Here is a 16,559-nt window from a genome sequence, read left to right as displayed (position 1 = left end):
AGCGGGCAGTGCCAGCCTAGTGGCTGTGCTGCACATAAATATCGCTGAAAATGATTAAAAATAAGCGGCGCATTCTAGCAGCTATTAGCCGGCGGCGCATGTATTGCTATGCCTAAACTCGGCTTTAGCGCCGCTGCCGGGCTAGTAAATACAGGCTAGCGATGAGGCCTAAACACAGGCTGATGATGGGCCAAGAGCCGCTGCGGGCAAAAGGCGTGACCCCTTGCATGACTTGCGCTTCGCCGTGTATCACAGCTTTTTTAAATTGTGGCCCCTGTACGGTGATGTGGCCGCGCTCATTGACTATGGCGCTAATGCCGCTGCCGGTGCTACGGATGAGGTAGCGGCCGGTTTCCAGGGCGCGCATCTGGGCCATTTCTAGATGTTGTAGTGGGCCTATGGAGTCGCCAAACCAGGCATCGTTGCTAATGGTTAGCAGCATATCGGTTTGGCCGGCGCTGTGGCTAACCAGTTCGCTATACACCACCTCATAGCAAATGAGTGGTGTTAGGCTAATGCCTGCGGCTTGCAGCGGTTGTTGCTGGCTATCGCCGGCGCTAAAGGCTGACATGGGTAAATTAAAAAACTGTATTAGGCCGCGCAGTAGGCCCTCTAAGGGGATGTATTCACCAAAGGGCACTAGCCGTTGTTTGTTATACAGGCCTTCGCCATTGCCTAAGGCAACGATGCTGTTATAGCTGTGGCGTTGGCCGTCTATGGTTGCTGAGCTGGGGATGCCGGTAATCAAGCTGCTGCCGTGTTGATTAGCTTGCTCTGCCATATGCTCTAAAAAGGATTGGGCATTGTGGTACATGCCAGGCACGGCGGCTTCGGGCCAGATGACTATGTCGACTTGTGACCACAGCGGCTGGCTCATGCGGTTGTAGAGATTGAGGGTGGGCCAGTATTGGTCGCGGTCCCATTTCACGGCCTGCGAAATATTGGCCTGCACCATGGCGATTTTGAGTGGTGGTTTATCGGCGGGGCTTACCCAAGCGACTTGCTGCAGGCCATAGCCGCCCAGCCATAGCAGGGCGCTGACGATTAGTAGAGGTTGGCGGTAGTTTTTTTGCATTAGGGCGTTGGCAATAGCGGCACCGGTAAGGGTGACAATAAAGCTAATACCGTAGACTCCGGTGACAGGTGCCCAGCCAGCGAGTGGTGTGTCTATATAACCGTAGCCCAGATACAGCCAGGGGAAACCCGTTAAAAACCAGCTGCGAAACCATTCACACAAAACAAACACGGCGGCATAGCCCAAGCTGTTGCCCAGCGGTAGTGGCCGTATAAAGCGTACATAGAGATAGGCGAATATCAACCAAGTGAGTGCCAGGCCGCCGGTGAATAAAAAAGTGATAAACACAGCCAGTGGCACAGGGGCATAGCCAAATTCATGTATGCTCACATACACCCAAGAGGCACCGCTGGCAAACAGGCCAAAGCCAAACCACCAACCGCGCCAGGCGGCCTGTTTCGGTGTGAGCCGTTGGAATAAAAATACAAATAACGCGGCGCTGACTATGCCCAGTGGCCAGTAATTAAAAGGCGCTAATGACAGGGTGATGAGGCCGCCTGCTAGCAAGGCGGCTAGGTGACCTAGCCAGCCTTGAGTGCGTGTGGTGTAGGGCATAGTAAGCAACGATTGTTTGTTAGGTATTGTTAGATATTATTAGGTGATTAGGCTTGTTCGCTTTCGCCTATGATAGCCATGCGTAATAAATGCACCTGTCTGCTGTCGGCACTGAGTATTTTAAACTCAAAGCCATTGAGGTGGGTGATTTCATTACGTCTGGGTAGGTGGCCAAACTTACGCAGAATAATGCCGCCTATAGTGTCGAACTCTTCATCGCTAAAGTCGCTGTTAAAGTGCTCGTTAAAGTCTTCTATAGGGATGAGGGCTTTGACGATAAAGTCGTTATCGGCTAGTTTTTTAATATACTCGTCGGCCTCGACATCGGTTTCATCTTCGATCTCGCCGACTATCTCTTCCAACACATCCTCTATAGTGACTAGGCCGGCGACGCCGCCATATTCATCTATGACTATGGCCATGTGGTTACGATTTTCCCTAAACTCGCGCAACAGCACATTTAAGCGCTTGCTTTCAGGCACTACGGTGGCGGCGCGCAGCAGTGAGGTGATATCGAAGTTGTCGTTATCGTTTTCTATAACCTGTGGCAGTAAATCTTTTGCCAGTAAAATACCCAATATCTCATCCACGTTTTCGCCGATAACGGGAAAGCGCGAGTGCGAGCTTTTAATCATTTTGGGCAAGGTTTCTTTTAGCGATTGCTCAGCCTTAACCACGATCATTTGTGAGCGCGGTACCATGATTTCGCGTACCTGTTTATCCGCTACTTTCAGGGCGCCGTCGATAATGCTGACGACATCGCTGTCTATGACTTTGTTTTGTTCCGCAACCTTGAGAATTTCAAGTAATTCCTCACGGCTGTTGGGTTCCGATGAAAAGGCATTGGCAATTTTTTCGAGCCAGGATTTTTCTTCTGGCTCGTTGCTAGATCGATCTTCGCTCATGGCGTTTTGTTGTTTTCCTGTAAGTTAATAATGAATACCGTAGTGGCTAGCCTAGCCTTTTCAATGCGGGCATTGATAAGGGTTGGGGTAATCCAGCTGGGCAAGTAGTTGTATTTCTATCGCTTCCATAGCGACAGCTTGTTGCTCTTCTATATGGTCATAGCCTAGCAAATGTAGGGTGCCGTGTATCACCATATGCGCCCAGTGGGCGGTTAAGGTTTTTTGTTGCTGCTGGGCTTCGGCAGCGACCACTGCCGGGCAGATAATAATATCGCCCAGCAAGGGTATGTCTATATGTTCGGGTAAGTCGGCCGGAAACGATAAAACGTTAGTGGCTTTGTCTTGGTGCCTATAGGTGGCGTTGAGCTCGCGTATCTCCTGCTCGTCGACTAAGCGCACGGTGAGTTCGGCCTCGCTTTTACGGCCGGCTAGCGCGGCGGCCACCCATAGCTCAAAATTGTCGCTAGTGGGTAGGGTCGCAGCGTCGGCCGCAAGGCTATCGGCTATTTGCAGGTCTAGGTCTAGGGCTTGCATTAGCTGTTTTGGCCGCTGCGGGCTTGGTCTTTAATAGACTGTTCTTGGCTTTCTTGCGCGGCGTAGGCATCTACTATGCGCGCAACCAAGGGGTGTCTGACTACATCCTTGGATTCAAAATAGGTAAAACTAATCCCCTCTATATTTTCCAGCACCTTCATTACGTGGATAAGCCCCGATTGGGTGCCGCGCGGTAAGTCTATCTGGGTGGCGTCACCGGTAATGACCGCGGTAGAGCCAAAGCCTATGCGGGTAAGAAACATTTTCATTTGTTCCTTGGTGGTGTTTTGGCTTTCATCCAAAATAATATAGGCGTCGTTAAGGGTGCGGCCGCGCATATAGGCCAGCGGGGCGATTTCTATGACGTTGCGCTCTACCAGTTTGCTAACGGTTTCGTCGCCCAGCATTTCGTAGAGGGCGTCGTATAGGGGGCGCAAATAAGGGTCGATTTTTTGGGCGAGGTCGCCGGGCAAAAATCCCAGTTTTTCACCGGCTTCTACTGCCGGCCGCACCAGTAATATGCGCTGCACATCATCGTTGAGCAGGGCCTGTACGGCACAGGCTACCGCTAAATAGGTTTTGCCGGTACCGGCCGGGCCTATACCAAAGTTAATGTCGTGGTTGAGTATGGCGCGCACATAGCCTTGCTGGTTGCCGCCGCGGGGTTTAATGCTGAGCTTTTTGGTGTGTATGAGGGTGAAGGGCTCGACACTGTTGTCTTTGGTTGATTCTATAGGGCTGTTCACGACGGCGTGGCTATCCTCTTTCTTGAGTTCTTTATTTAGTTCTGGATTGAGTAGTTGCTGCTGCACTAGGTCGTCTATGCCGGCCTGCTGCAAATTAAGGTGTAGGGTTTGTGGAGTCAATTCGGTGCCGTTACGGGCCTCGCGGTAGAGTTGCTCGATGAGGTCGGCGCTGACGTCGACATCGGCCTGCCGGCCGGCGATGGTAAAGTGATTGCCACGACTATGTATGATCACCGCCAGGCGCTGTTCAATCTGGCGTAGGTGCTCATTTAACTGGCCGCAGAGATTGGCTAAATGCCGGGCGTCATTAGGCTCTAGAGTAAGAGCCTTTTTGTAAGAAGGGTTTTTGTTCAAATGTTTACTTATAAGCCGCAAGTTGCGGCAACCAACATATTGGCAGCATATACCTAAAAAGCGGCGAATTAAACCGCTTTTTTAACGCCTTGTAGAATGCTGTGTATAGGGGCATAAGGGGGTTTATTGCAATATACCGCGCAGGGAGTTGGGTAGCGCTTCGGTGATCAGTACGTCAGCAAAATCGCCTATGATACTGTGGTCACTGGCGCCAAAGTTAACCACGCGGTTGTTTTCGGTGCGGCCCTGTAGTTCGCCCGGGTCTTTTCTGGAAACGCCGGTCACCAATATGCGCTCAATATTATCCACCATGCGGCGGCTAATTTGTTGGGTTTGTTGGTTGATGCGATCTTGCAGTATTTGCAGGCGCTGCTTGTGCACCTGAGCTGGGGTATCGTCTTTCAGCTCTGAAGCGGGGGTGCCTGGCCTAGCGCTGTAAATAAAGCTATAGGAGAGGTCAAAACCCACTTCGTGGATTAAATCCATGGTGTCTTGGAAGTCTTGATCGGTTTCGCCAGGGAAGCCTATGATAAAGTCCGAAGACAGGCTTATATCGGGGCGTATGGCCTTTAATCGGTTGATTTTACTGATATATTCAGCGCGGGTATGGCCGCGTTTCATGGCCGCCAAAATTTTATCTGAACCGCTTTGTACCGGTAGGTGTAAGTGGCTGACCAGCTCGGGCACTTGCGCGTAGGCTTCGATTAGCGCGTCGCTAAATTCTACCGGGTGTGAGGTGGTGTAGCGTATGCGCTCTATGCCGGGTATGCGGGCGACAAAGGTGACTAGCTCGGCAAAGTCTACCACTTCATCTAGGTGGTTAAGGCCGCGGTAGGCATTTACGTTTTGGCCTAGCAGATTAACATCGCGCACGCCTTTGTCGGCTAGGCCGGCAATTTCGGCGATAACATCATCAAAGGGGCGACTCACTTCTTCGCCACGGGTATAGGGCACTACGCAGAAGGTGCAGTATTTGGAACAGCCTTCCATAATCGACACAAACGCCGAGGGGCCGTCTACGGTAGGCTCGGGTAAATTATCGAATTTTTCGATTTCAGGGAAGGTAACGTCTACCACTACCGGGCCGTTGTGTTTTTTGGCCTCTATCATAGTAGGCACACGGTGTAAGGTTTGCGGGCCAAAGATAAGGTCGACAAAAGGGGCTCTATCACTAATCGCCGAACCTTCTTGGCTGGCGACACAGCCGCCCACGCCTATGACGAGGTTGGGGTTTTTGTCTTTGAGTTTTTTCCAGCGGCCCAGTTGGTGGAACACCTTCTCTTGGGCTTTTTCGCGTATGGAACAGGTGTTGAGCAGTAATATATCAGCTTCTTCGGGGTTATCCGTGGTTTCTACGCCGTGGCTGCTGCCTAACAAATCCTCTATGCGTGAGGAGTCGTACTCATTCATTTGGCAGCCGTGGGTTTTAATAAATAGCTTTTTAGGCCGGCCATCGCTGTTGCTGAGTGGGGATTGAGCTAGGCTGCTATCGTTAGTGCTGATAATGATATTGTCTGACATGTTGCTATAAACCTGTTTACGAGAAAGTTTTAGACGCTTTGGTAAACTGTAGTGTTCAAAAGGGCGGCGATTATACCGCAAAATTATACCGTGGGGTAAGCGTTAAAAAGGCTATATAGCCCATAAATGGTGTCATAAAGAGACCCATAAATTATGGCCTGTGGTGAGCAATCGCGGTGGGTGAGTTGAGTCGTTGGCGGTTAATCGTTGTCTGCTGGCTAATCTGTGGCGGCTTATATAGTGTAGTGGCCTAGCCAGTGCTTGTGGTAATATGCGCGCCGAAAGTGTCAACCCCATGCAGTACAGTTTTTAATATTAGGTTTAAACATGGCAACAAACCCCATTTATAAAGTTATTTTTTATAATCAAGACAAAATCTATGAGCTATACGCCAAAGCCATCTATCAGAGTGAGATGTATGGCTTTATAGAGGTAGAAGAATTTGTGTTTGGCGAGCGCAGCCAAATGATAGTCGATCCCGCTGAAGAGAAGCTGAAACTCGAGTTTAATGGTGTGGCTAGGTCGTATATCCCCATGCACTCTATAGTGCGTATAGACGAGGTAGAGAAGGAAGGGGTGGGCAAAATTGTTGAATCTGGTGGTACGGCCAGTAATGTGTCTAAGTTTCCCTCTATGGCCAGGCCCGTCATTAAAACGCCAGATTCTACTGATTAAATCGTCATTATTTAGTTAAAACCATCAAAGCTATGAGCTTATTTTTCGGTGTGATTAGAGGTTTTTTAATCCGGTACTGGCACAAGCTCATTGCTCCATGATGGCGGCCTTCACTCACACCTGAGTCCGCCTCCCCTGCGGGGAAAACAGCGGGTCTCAGTCGTTCACTCAGCGCTCATCTTTACTATTACGCAATAACCTTGTGCCATTACCTGCCTATCAACTAGCACGATGCTAGAGGGCTGAGTCGGGTGCTGTCGCGAAATATAAAAGGGCTGGCCGCGGTAGCGAATGAGACAGCACAGCGCCTTAAGGCACAGTAGCGGACGCGGGAACCCCGGAGGGGCCAGACCATGTAGCGGCGGCGCCCGGCTCAGCCATCGTGTTAGTAAACCACTCTATTGAGCCTCTCCCGCAATAAAAACCCAAAAACAGTACGCTTGTCCCTTGGCAAGACTAGAGTTTTTAAACTCGGCAATGGCACAAGGTCATTGCTCCATGATGGCGGCGCTGTCCTGCAGGGGGCGGGCTACCTTCACTCCCGCCTCCCCTGCGGGGAAGGCAGCCGGTCTCAGTCGCTCACTCAGCGCTCATCTTTACTATTACGCAATAACCTTGTGCCATTACCTGTCTATCGCGTGGCATTAGAGTACAGTTTTCTTAACTGCAAAATTGGCATTCACTCGATGCCAGAGGGCTGAGTCGGGTGCTGTCGCGAAATATAAAAGGGCTGGCCGCGGTAGCGGATGAGACAGCGTAGCGCTTTAAGGCTCAGTAGCGGACGCGGGTACCCAGTAGGGGCCAGACCATGTAGCGGCGGCATCTGGCTCAGCCCTCGGCACTAGTACCTCTTTTTTCAACTAGAGATTTCTCAGACAAAAAAAAGCCCTCAGCTAGGTGAGAGCTTTATCTTCGTTAGGCTATCCAGCCTTTGCTTAGCTGGCTAGTGCCTGCCTGACAGTGGCCAGTTTTAAACAGGTGATAAACACCGCGGTGGCCTGTTTTAGGTCCTCTATGCTGGGGAAGGAGGGGGCAATACGGATATTGCTATCCTGCGGATCCTTACCGTAGGGGAAGGGAGCGCCGGCGGGGGTGAGCTTAACCCCGGCTTCCGCTGCCAGCTGTATTACTTGTTTGGCCAGGCCTGGGCGCGTGTCTACAGAAATAAAGTAACCCCCTTGCGGCTCTGTCCAGCTGGCAATGTCGTCATCGCCTAATTCAGATTTAAGCTGCTGCAACACAGCATCGAAACGAGGCTTCATAATGGCGGCGTGCTTTTTCATGTGCTCGGTCAGAGTGGCCTGATCTTTTAGAAACTTCACGTGACGGTATTGGTTAACCTTATCGGGTCCTATGGTGCTGTAGCCTAGGGCGTCTTTTAGTGCGCTAAGGTTGCTGGTTGAAGCAGCCATAAAACCTACGCCGGCACCGGCAAAGGTGATTTTTGAGGTAGAGCCGAATATGAGTACGCTGTCTTCTGTGCCTGCGCTTTTGCATGCCTCATAGAGATTGGCCAGCACTGGCGCTTGATCATCGAGTACATGTACCGCATAGGCGTTATCCCAAAATATGCGGAAGTGATCGCCGGCGATATGGCCTAGCTTAGCCATGCGGTTGACGACGTCATCGCTATAAACGATGCCGGTAGGGTTGGAGAAGCGCGGCACACACCAGATGCCCTTAATGCTGGGGTCAGATTTAACTAGGGCTTCTACCTGATCCATATCTGGGCCGTACTCATTCATGGCTACGGGAATAAGCTCTATGCCTAAGTGTTGGCTGGCGGTGAAGTGCCTGTCGTAGCCAGGCACGGGGGCTAAGAATTTAACGGGGCCCTGTAAGCTCCAGGCGCTGTCTTTACCGGCTAAACCTTGGCTGAGGGCGGTTTGCAGGCTGAAGTACATCATAGGCAGGCTGCCGTTGCCGCCCACAAGTATGTCTTGTGCCTGAACGCCTAGCATGTCGGCAAACAGTTGCTTGGCTTCGGGTAAGCCGTCTAGGCCACCGTAGTTGCGCAAGTCGGTGCCGCTGCCATCGCTGTAATTACCGTTGAGTATGCCGTCCAGTGTGTTAGAGAGGCTGAGTTGCTCGGCACTGGGCTTGCCGCGGGTTAAATCTAAATTTAATCCGGCGGTTTGAAAGGTTAGGTACTGCTCGCTTAGACTTTTTTCTAGCTCGCGCAGCTGTTCGGGGGCGGCTTGGCTGAGACGCAATGGATTACCCTCAATGTGATCTATGTAGATGTTGAGTAATAAATCGCCATGCCTTTTGGGCTGTGGCTAATTCATGGGGGCGGAATTATAGCCGAAAAAGTGGCTAGGGTAAGCTATTGCGGGGGTAATACGATGAATAGTGACTATTTTTTGTAGTGATCTATCAGCTGCGCTAATTGTGCCATGGCTTGCTCTGACGCGTCGATAATATGCAACCCGGCCCAGTGGCGATTGAAGTTTTCTTCGGCCTTGCACCACAGGCAGTCGGCACCTACCTCTATGCTGTTACTGCCTAAAATGGGGGTGGGTAAGGTCAGCGAGAGCTGATAAATGGCATGGGTGGGTATGTTCTTATCCGTCATGACCATTAAGCCTTCGGTGGTGACGTTGATAAGCTCGCCAAATAAACCACCATTGATAATGTCGCTTACGGTGATGCTTTGGTTTAATTCTACACGCTCTTGTTTTCTGGTCATGGTTGACTCGCTTGATCGCTGTTATTTTTGTTTATGTTGTATCTGTTTGAGGATACGTTCAAGTGCTTTTTCAAAGAAGGGCTTTTCGTCTTCTTTGCTTAATATTTTGATATCACCTGTCCGTATAGCTTGGGCTAGTTCTTGCCCGCTTTTAATCGCTACTTGTTGCCCCATGCGGTTTACAAACATAAAGTGCAGGGTGGTAGTGTTGGACCAAGCCAGTTTAACCTGTTGCGCTTGTTTACTCTTGGCGTCGAAAATAAACCAGGTGCCAAACTCGGTTTGCTTAAGTTGTTGAACAATATCGTCGCCCTTGGTTTCTTCCTCTATGGCTAGATTGATATCCATTTCATCGATATGGGCGCTGATGATTTCAGGCTGTTTGGCGGTTTCTGTCGTTTTCGTTGCAGACTGGCTGTGGGTTTTAGCATGTTGTTCATGCAAATGCATTAGTTGGTTGATAATCTGCTGCCCCTGGCTGGCGTCATAGCCTACGGTGTCAAAACCTTGTTGCAGGGCAGAGGGTAGCGATTCTAATAATTCGTTAAAGCGCAGGTTTTTTTTCGGTTGCGTGGAGTATTGGATAATTTGTACAAACCATAAAATATCATCCACCATAGTGGCGGCATGCTGCCACTGGCCGCTGCGCGAACCAAAGCGCAATAGATTAAAAGCCATATAGTTGGACCAAGGCTCAAATAACAGCGTGCTGACAAAATCGGGTAATTTGACTTGGCCTATTTTTTTCTTAATAAATGCGTCGACTTTTAGCCGTATTTCTTTCAGTTTGTTTTCGCCTTTGGCGGCTTGCATGGCTCGTTCTTCGGTGAGGTGTATGCGGCGCGCGTGTTGGCGTATGTGACGATTAAACTCAAAGGCCAGCTCCGAAAATAAGCGTATGTCGTTGTCAAAGTCGTTTAGTATGCGTTCAACCACGTTTTTGATTTGTTGAAAAACTTCGCTTTTGTGTTTGTTATTGGGCTCTACCCAGCGCTCTCCCGAGGCAACCAAGTTGTTGAGTAACTGCCTAGCGGGGTGTTGTGGGTGGTTAAAAAACGCTTTATCGATAACCGCTACTTTTAAGAAAGGGGTATGCAGATAGCTCAATAAGGTTTTTACCGAGTCAGGTAATTTTTCATCGTTGAGCATGTACTCAAAAAGCAAGCCTACAATTTCTATAACATGGGTATCTATCTCTGCGGTTTTTTTCGCATCCTGCTCAGCTTGCTGCCGTAGCTGTAGGGGGAGGCCTGCTTGCAGTTGCTGTGGGCTTTCTATATGGCTTAACTCGCCAGCGGCATTGTGTTGCAAGGCCTGTATGCTGTGTATGAGTTGATCTACGGTAATGGCTTGGCCCGCAGGTATGCTGGGTATAGGCAGTAATTGCTGTAACTGTTGGATAGATTTAAAAAGATCAATTTGATGATTGAGGGAGGGCTCATTCTCTAAATTTTTAAGTTCTTCGGGTAATAACTCTGAGGGTGACTTATGAGTTTCGTAATTTAAATGGGGTAGTAAGCCGCGCGCTTCAAAGTGTTGGTTTAAGAGCTTGTACAGTGAGTCCAGTTTGCGCATAAACAAGCTGTCAAACATTTTGTAAACGATGAGCCGTGATTGATTGTCTAGTAGTAAGCCTGTTACTGCTGCTTGTAAGGCTTCGGCAAAAACGCCGGGGGCTATGGGGTTGTCATAGTCGCTCATTTTACTGCCACCACGTAAGGCGGCCAGGCGTTGGTTGAGAGCGTAGATTCCCGCTGAACAGTCGTTACTGGCTTTTAGTGCCATGGTTTTTATGGCCAGCGCTTCTTCCAGTTCGTCGTTATCAACTAGGCTGAGGGTTTGATCTTCTTGCTGCTGGCTAAGATTGAAGTCGCTGTTGGTGGGGCGTATGTTTTGATAGTTTTGAAAAGCGTCTAGCAGATGTTGGCTAAAGCGCTGCTCTATAAGGGCCTGCTTATTAATAATCTCATCCCGTACTTGGAAATAGCGGGTCTGGCTTTCATTATTGTCGGATTTGTCGGCGAGGGTAAAAAACTTTTCGGCCAATTGCTCAACATAGCGGGTCAGATGGCTGTGGGACCACTTACTAATGGCACGGCGGGTTTTTGCTATGATGCGTTCTTTAGGTAAGGCGTCTATGTGCGTATTCATTAAATAATAAAATTCCAATTTTTATAGGCTATAGCTGCGACCTTTATGCTTAATTATAGGCCCTAGATTATAGGTTCTAGAATTATAGACGATACTTTTGAATACGTTGTATATACTAGTAAATGCTTAGCCTTTGTGGCGGGATTTCCCTGCATTATAGTTGTTGATGAGGTTATCTACCGCTTGCTGATCGTAGGGCTTGAGGCCGCTAAGCAGCATGCGCTTTTCACCGCGACCTATTTCTATGCCGTCAGATAATAGTGTGAAAGCTAAACATATTTTACCGCGTTTGCCATTGGTTTCTAGCCGGGTTTGTTGCATATTTAGCGCTAATTCTATATCGCTTACATCTAGGCGTTCTAGCTCTATTAGCATGCTTTCATAGATAACCATGGGCCTGTCAGGGTTGATCATGACATTTTGCTCTTGTAACAAGGGCTGCAAAATATGGGGGAAGGTGTGTCCGGAAAAGGCGACATAACGCTGAGTCAGGGTATCGATAAGCTGCGGGTTGCTGCTGTTGTCGCCGGTTTGCTCTATGTTCATATACTCTTTGCCGACGCTGTCTTTAAGGCTAAGTTGTGAGCTGGCGGTAGGTAGCTGTAGTTCTACGCCATCGTTTACCATGCCGGAAAAGGTAAACTGCATATGTTGGCTAACGCCATATTTAGCTAACACTAAAGAGAACAATAAATCGCCAGGTACGCAGAAGCGTTTGGCATCGGCATCGTGCAGAGGGTTAAAATCGTCGGCAATGTTTTTGGCAAAGTCACTGGCTTGTTGGCGGGTGAAGCTGATTTGTTGTTGTTCTTGACGATAGTATTGATCAATTAACATAGCTAAGGCTTACTGGCGTTGATAATAATGAGCGGGCAATTCTAGCAGTATGCGGGCTATCATAGAAGTTATTAGCCCTACTCTGTTTATGTGTTTATGTGTTTATGCCCCCAGCTCGGCAGTTTGTACGCTGTATAGATGTTCACATTGCTGAAACAGAGTCGCGACTTGCTCTAGGCTGGTAGCGGCGCCAAAGAAAAAGCCTTGTACGATGTCGCAGCCCAGTGCTCTCAGATACTCTAATTGCTCTTTGTTTTCCACTCCTTCGGCAATAATAGACATGCGTAAACCTTGCGCCATAGAGATAATGGCGTTGACTATACAGGCTTCGTCTTCACTGTTTTTGATGTTGTGAATAAAGCTGCGATCGATTTTTAAGGTTTTCAATGGGTACTTTTGTAGGTAGCTGAGCGAGGAGTAGCCGGTGCCGAAGTCATCTAGGGCGAGGTTAATACCTTTTGACGACAGTAATAACAGTTTATCTACGATGTCTTTTCTATCCCCCATTAAAACATTTTCGGTAATTTCAAGCTCTAGTAAGTGGGCGGGGAAGCCCTCCTCTTTGAGTATGCTTAGCACGGTTTCGGTAAAATCATCACGCTCTATCATTATCGGGGAGAGGTTAACTGCCAGCCGTAAATTGGGCATACCTTGATGATGGTAGTGGCGGGTTTCACGGCAGGCCTTACGCAAGGTGTATTTGTCTATCTCTATAATCAGGCGGCTTTCTTCAGCGATGGGGATAAATTCTATGGGTGATAATCTACCTAGTGTGGGGTGGTTCCAGCGGATTAAGGCTTCAACACCGCAGACGGTTTCGGTGAGTGTATCGACTTGCGGCTGATAGCAAATATCAAATTCATCCAACTCTATAGCGCGTCTAATGTCTTGCTCTAGCATCAGCCGCTGGGTGGGATTGTCGTTCATGTCGGGGTTAAAAATCTTAACACCGTCTTTACCCGTGTTTTTAACCTGGTACATAGCTATGTCGGAGTTTTTTATCAGGGCGTCCATATTGGTGCCGGCTTCGGGATAGGTCGCTATTCCTATACTGGCGCCTACATAAATATCGTGGCCGCCTAGCATAAAAGGTTGCTTAATAGATTCTAAAATTTTGTCGGCCACTTGTGTGGCTGCTTGGTCATCGGCAATTTCGGGTAGCAATAGGGTGAATTCATCGCCGCCAAAACGCGACAGGGTGTCACTTTTACGTATATGTTCTTGCAGCCTTTGGCTAACCGCTTGTAATAGCCGGTCGCCCATGGTGTGGCCCAGTGAGTCGTTGATAACTTTAAAGCGATCTAGATCTATAAACATGACGGCTAAACGGCTTTTGTTGCGCTCGGCCTGACTAATAGCTGTGCTTAAGCGATCTTTAAATAGTGAGCGATTGGGCAACCTAGTTAGTAGGTCGTGATACGCCTGAAAGTTTATAAAGGCTTCAGCCTCTTTGCGCTCAGTAATGTCGCGGGCAGTGCCATAGGCGTGAAAGTGATTGTTTTGCGAAGGTATGCGTTTGTTGCTGTCGCTAATCGACCAAATGGTGATTTCAAAATGACGCTTGTGATCGTTGTTAAAGTTTTTAAGGGTAACTTCGGTGCTTTGTGGGGTTTTATGTGGTGCCAGTGCTCGTTCAAAAAAATATTCTACGCGTTCGTCACTATCTTCAATGATATTGGTGATAGGTTTTCCTAGCAGGTTTTTTCTGGAGAAACCTAAAATTGATTCTATTTGTGAATTGATGAAGCTCACCTTGCCTTGATTGTCTAACACAAAAATAATATCGGGAGAGTTATTAACAATAAAGCGGTGTAGCTTTTCGGATTGATTGAGTTTGGTTTGTATATTGTGGTGCGACTTTTCTAACAGTTTTTTCCTGACCGCATTACTAACGGTGGCGGTTAGTTCTTCGGGTGCATAGGGTTTTTTAAGATAATCATAGGCGCCGTGGCGTAGTGCCTTGCTAATATCACTTAAAGACGTTTCGCCGCTGACCACAATAATAGTGGTGTCTATTTTTTGCTTAGCCATAAAGGCCATGACATCATGGCCGTTGATATCGGGCATTTTCAGGTCTAGTAATAGCACGTCATATTCTTGGCTAGATAATTTATCTATACCTTGCTGTCCACCCAATGCGGTATCGACATTAAAGGCATAAAGTTCCAATAGTGCTTTAAGGCTTGCCAGCATGCTGGGGTCGTCGTCAGTTAATAATATCCTGGCGTCGCTATTTTTGTAATGTTCGGTGTTGGCCATATTTTTTGCTTTTATTATCATCATGTACAAGCCGTGTTCATGATGCTATTTAGGGAGTAAAAGGTGGAACTCCGTTCCGCTGCTCTCCGAATCTGTGGCAGGCTGTTGTGAGCGGCAGCTAATAATGCCGTCCATTTCATCAACCAGTTTTTTAACGATGCTTAGGCCTAGGCCTGAGTGCTTACTTCCTTTAGTAGATTGCTGAGGTAAGAAAAGTTGTTCTTTCACCTCCGTAGGGATGCCCGGACCGTTGTCGCTAATAATGATGCTTATATAAGAACGGCCATTGCTGTCGACATTGGCGTTACTGCGCAGGGTGATTTGTTGTCCGCTACTCAGCGCTTCGCAAGCGTTTTTAATAAGGTTAGTCAGTATTTGTTTTAGGTAGGCGCTATTCACCTTGGCGGGTTGCAGGGTCTGGTCTAAATGCAGTTTTAAATCGATTTGTTTTGAGACGCAGCTGGAGTTAATAAAAATTTGCGCTGTATCGCTAATGATTTTATTGATGTCAGTAATGCTGTCGTCGTTGTTGTCGCTGGGGTCTTTTAAGCGCAGCAATATTTTTCCGACTCTATCGATTTCGTCTTTGATAAGGTTGAGGTTATTATTGGCGCTGTGTTGACTGCCTAAATCAACGCGCAGCAACTCTAGGTAATTACGGATAATACTGAGTGGGTTGCTGGCCTCATGTATGACTTCAAGAATGTTGTTCTGTAATTTTTGCTGTTGGGTGTCATCGTTAATGGTCGCGTTGGTGGCGTTTAGTCTGTGCAGGCTGGCAGCAATCTCTTGTCCCAGCGATAGTAATTGTCCAAAGCGTTGTTGTAGTGCCGGTAGTTGTTTTGGGTTTATCCCCAACACTAATACGCCCAAGGTCTGTTCGCCATGTATTAACGGTAGGCACAGTATGTGTTCAGCCAAGCAGAGCCTGATTAATTGCTTGTCTATGACCGATAGTTTTGCTGTGCTGGTTACGCTGTGTTGTATGGACTGGTTTAATAAGGCCTCGCTGCTAAGGCTGCGGCCAGCTTGTACCGCTATGTTAAAGGCAGGTGATGACTCACCATCATTAAGACCTACCAGCCGGTTTTGCTCTGTTTGATATTCTAATAGCACGCATTGTTGAATGCCAAAGGTGAGTAACAGTGCCCTGCCTATGGTTTGCTCTAAGGCTTCATGGCTTTGTACCTGCCATAGCGTTTGGTTGAGTTGCGATAACTCGCTTAATTCACCTAAGCGCTTAGCGAGGTCTTGGTGAGCTTGCTGCTCTGTATGTAGCTGTTCGCTAAGATCTATATTTAAACTGCCGGCCATATTCTCGACATCGCTTAAAATACGACCGTGTATTTCACGGGTGAGCGCTTCGTTAAGGCCGAATAATTCATGGCTGGCGGTTAGGGAGTTGTCGTTAATGTCGCTGCTGTTGCCTAGCAGACTGGATAAATAAATAATTTTAACTAGGTGTTGTGCGTCTTGTATTTGTTCCAGCTCTTCATGGTGGTAGCGCACGGCATCACCCATAAAGGTTGATATGTTCCAGCTATCGATAAGGTCGGCGGCAACATTACAATGGTTGTAGTGGAAGTGCTTTTGCTCTTCTTCCAATAGCCTGTAGTCTGGCGGGCTTAAATTCACCACCTGCAAATAATCTTCGTTGAACTCGGTGAGTAAAATTAATTGCCCCACATCGGTGAGCAGGCCGCAGAGATAGGCTTCTTCGGGGGCACTGTAACGGGTGAGGGTGGCTAGAGCCTGAGCGAAGTTGGCGGTAATCAGTGAGCGGCGCCAAAATTGTTTTAAAAACTGGGTGTGCTGTTGGCTGAAATGGTTGAAAAAATGTTTAATGGCGGTGGTGATAATAATGGTTTTAACGGTGTCGGTGCCCAGTAGCATTAGGGCGCGTTCTATAGTTGAGCAGTTTTGTGAGCGGCCATAGTAGCTGGAGCTGGCTACTTGAATCAGTTTACTGGCCACAGCGGGGTCTTGCCTGATGATATCGGCCAGCTGTTGAAAGTCCGCTGCTTCACCATGAATGGCATCAAGAATTTTTATTAAAACTTGAGGTAGGCTGGGCAGTTGATTTATGGTTTTAGGCGTACTCAATGGGCTTTGCTCATGCATTATTGTTTTTATGTTTGGCTGTGCTTGCCAGCGTGTAGTGCATTTACCTTTATCGCAGTTAAGTAAAACTGTTATAGGTGAGTATAGCTAACCGATCTAGCAGATACCATACGAGTGGTCAAAATACAGGCTAATGA

At 48.2% G+C, this 16,559-nt stretch carries 12 protein-coding genes; 1 reads left to right on the top strand and 11 read right to left on the bottom strand.

Annotation, left to right across the window (positions count from 1 at the left end; genetic code table 11):
* Positions 1–124 precede the first annotated feature (124 nt).
* From lnt to miaB, 5 genes are all read right to left on the bottom strand, one after another.
* Positions 125–1,630: an apolipoprotein N-acyltransferase gene (gene lnt, locus B067_RS0113995; protein ID WP_019530712.1), complete on the bottom strand. Its 1,506-nt coding sequence runs from the start codon at positions 1,628–1,630 to the stop codon at positions 125–127.
* Positions 1,631–1,677: 47 nt separating this feature from the next.
* A complete protein-coding gene (locus B067_RS0113990; RefSeq protein ID WP_019530711.1) occupies positions 1,678–2,535 on the bottom strand; it encodes an HlyC/CorC family transporter in 858 nt (285 codons plus the stop codon).
* Between the two features lie 60 nt (positions 2,536–2,595).
* Positions 2,596–3,069 (bottom strand): rRNA maturation RNase YbeY, encoded by a 474-nt coding sequence (gene ybeY, locus B067_RS0113985; RefSeq protein WP_019530710.1) that lies wholly within the window; start codon positions 3,067–3,069, stop codon positions 2,596–2,598.
* Complete coding sequence (locus B067_RS0113980) at positions 3,069–4,169, bottom strand: PhoH family protein (RefSeq protein WP_019530709.1); 1,101 nt, start codon at positions 4,167–4,169, stop codon at positions 3,069–3,071. Before B067_RS0113980 ends, ybeY begins: the two co-directional genes overlap by 1 nt.
* 123 nt (positions 4,170–4,292) lie before the next feature.
* Positions 4,293–5,690 carry a tRNA (N6-isopentenyl adenosine(37)-C2)-methylthiotransferase MiaB gene (gene miaB / locus B067_RS0113975; RefSeq protein WP_019530708.1) on the bottom strand — a complete coding sequence of 466 codons (1,398 nt, stop codon included), beginning with the start codon at positions 5,688–5,690 and terminating at the stop codon, positions 4,293–4,295.
* 327 nt (positions 5,691–6,017) lie between these two features.
* Between miaB and B067_RS0113970 the strand changes: the two genes are divergently transcribed.
* On the top strand, positions 6,018–6,365 hold the full coding sequence (locus tag B067_RS0113970; RefSeq protein WP_019530707.1) for a DUF1820 family protein: 348 nt from the start codon (positions 6,018–6,020) through the stop codon (positions 6,363–6,365).
* A 935-nt stretch (positions 6,366–7,300) separates the two neighbouring features.
* Here the strand turns inward: B067_RS0113970 and B067_RS0113965 are convergent.
* From B067_RS0113965 to B067_RS20570, 6 genes are all read right to left on the bottom strand, one after another.
* Positions 7,301–8,578, bottom strand: coding sequence for an aspartate aminotransferase type Ic (locus tag B067_RS0113965; RefSeq protein ID WP_019530706.1), 1,278 nt, complete (start codon positions 8,576–8,578; stop codon positions 7,301–7,303).
* 143 nt (positions 8,579–8,721) lie between these two features.
* Positions 8,722–9,054 carry a PilZ domain-containing protein gene (locus tag B067_RS0113960; protein WP_019530705.1) on the bottom strand — a complete coding sequence of 111 codons (333 nt, stop codon included), beginning with the start codon at positions 9,052–9,054 and terminating at the stop codon, positions 8,722–8,724.
* 21 nt (positions 9,055–9,075) lie between these two features.
* Positions 9,076–11,205 (bottom strand): DUF1631 family protein, encoded by a 2,130-nt coding sequence (locus B067_RS0113955; protein ID WP_019530704.1) that lies wholly within the window; start codon positions 11,203–11,205, stop codon positions 9,076–9,078.
* Between the two features lie 126 nt (positions 11,206–11,331).
* Positions 11,332–12,042: a DUF3581 family protein gene (locus B067_RS0113950; protein ID WP_019530703.1), complete on the bottom strand. Its 711-nt coding sequence runs from the start codon at positions 12,040–12,042 to the stop codon at positions 11,332–11,334.
* A gap of 102 nt (positions 12,043–12,144) precedes the next feature.
* The gene (locus B067_RS0113945) at positions 12,145–14,325 is read right to left on the bottom strand and encodes an EAL domain-containing protein (protein WP_019530702.1); all 2,181 of its coding nucleotides are present in this window, start codon (positions 14,323–14,325) and stop codon (positions 12,145–12,147) included.
* Positions 14,326–14,346: 21 nt separating this feature from the next.
* On the bottom strand, positions 14,347–16,422 hold the full coding sequence (locus tag B067_RS20570) for an HDOD domain-containing protein (protein ID WP_019530701.1): 2,076 nt from the start codon (positions 16,420–16,422) through the stop codon (positions 14,347–14,349).
* Positions 16,423–16,559 lie beyond the last annotated feature (137 nt).

The organism is Dasania marina DSM 21967, from assembly GCF_000373485.1.
Lineage (GTDB): Bacteria > Pseudomonadota > Gammaproteobacteria > Pseudomonadales > Dasaniaceae > Dasania > Dasania marina.
The sequence above is the reverse complement of the archived record's forward strand: the minus strand, read 5'-3'. Positions and strand labels throughout refer to the sequence as shown.

What these genes read in the sequence shown, in the direction of transcription:
- B067_RS0113990 (WP_019530711.1), bottom strand. Translation starts at nt 2,535, where the DNA reads ATGAGCGAAGATCGATCTAGCAACGAGCCAGAAGAAAAATCCTGGCTC.
- miaB (WP_019530708.1), bottom strand. Translation starts at nt 5,690, where the DNA reads ATGTCAGACAATATCATTATCAGCACTAACGATAGCAGCCTAGCTCAA.
- B067_RS0113955 (WP_019530704.1), bottom strand. Translation starts at nt 11,205, where the DNA reads ATGAATACGCACATAGACGCCTTACCTAAAGAACGCATCATAGCAAAA.
- lnt (WP_019530712.1), bottom strand. Translation starts at nt 1,630, where the DNA reads ATGCCCTACACCACACGCACTCAAGGCTGGCTAGGTCACCTAGCCGCC.
- B067_RS0113945 (WP_019530702.1), bottom strand. Translation starts at nt 14,325, where the DNA reads ATGATGATAATAAAAGCAAAAAATATGGCCAACACCGAACATTACAAA.
- B067_RS0113970 (WP_019530707.1), top strand. Translation starts at nt 6,018, where the DNA reads ATGGCAACAAACCCCATTTATAAAGTTATTTTTTATAATCAAGACAAA.
- B067_RS20570 (WP_019530701.1), bottom strand. Translation starts at nt 16,422, where the DNA reads ATGCATGAGCAAAGCCCATTGAGTACGCCTAAAACCATAAATCAACTG.
- B067_RS0113960 (WP_019530705.1), bottom strand. Translation starts at nt 9,054, where the DNA reads ATGACCAGAAAACAAGAGCGTGTAGAATTAAACCAAAGCATCACCGTA.
- B067_RS0113950 (WP_019530703.1), bottom strand. Translation starts at nt 12,042, where the DNA reads ATGTTAATTGATCAATACTATCGTCAAGAACAACAACAAATCAGCTTC.
- ybeY (WP_019530710.1), bottom strand. Translation starts at nt 3,069, where the DNA reads ATGCAAGCCCTAGACCTAGACCTGCAAATAGCCGATAGCCTTGCGGCC.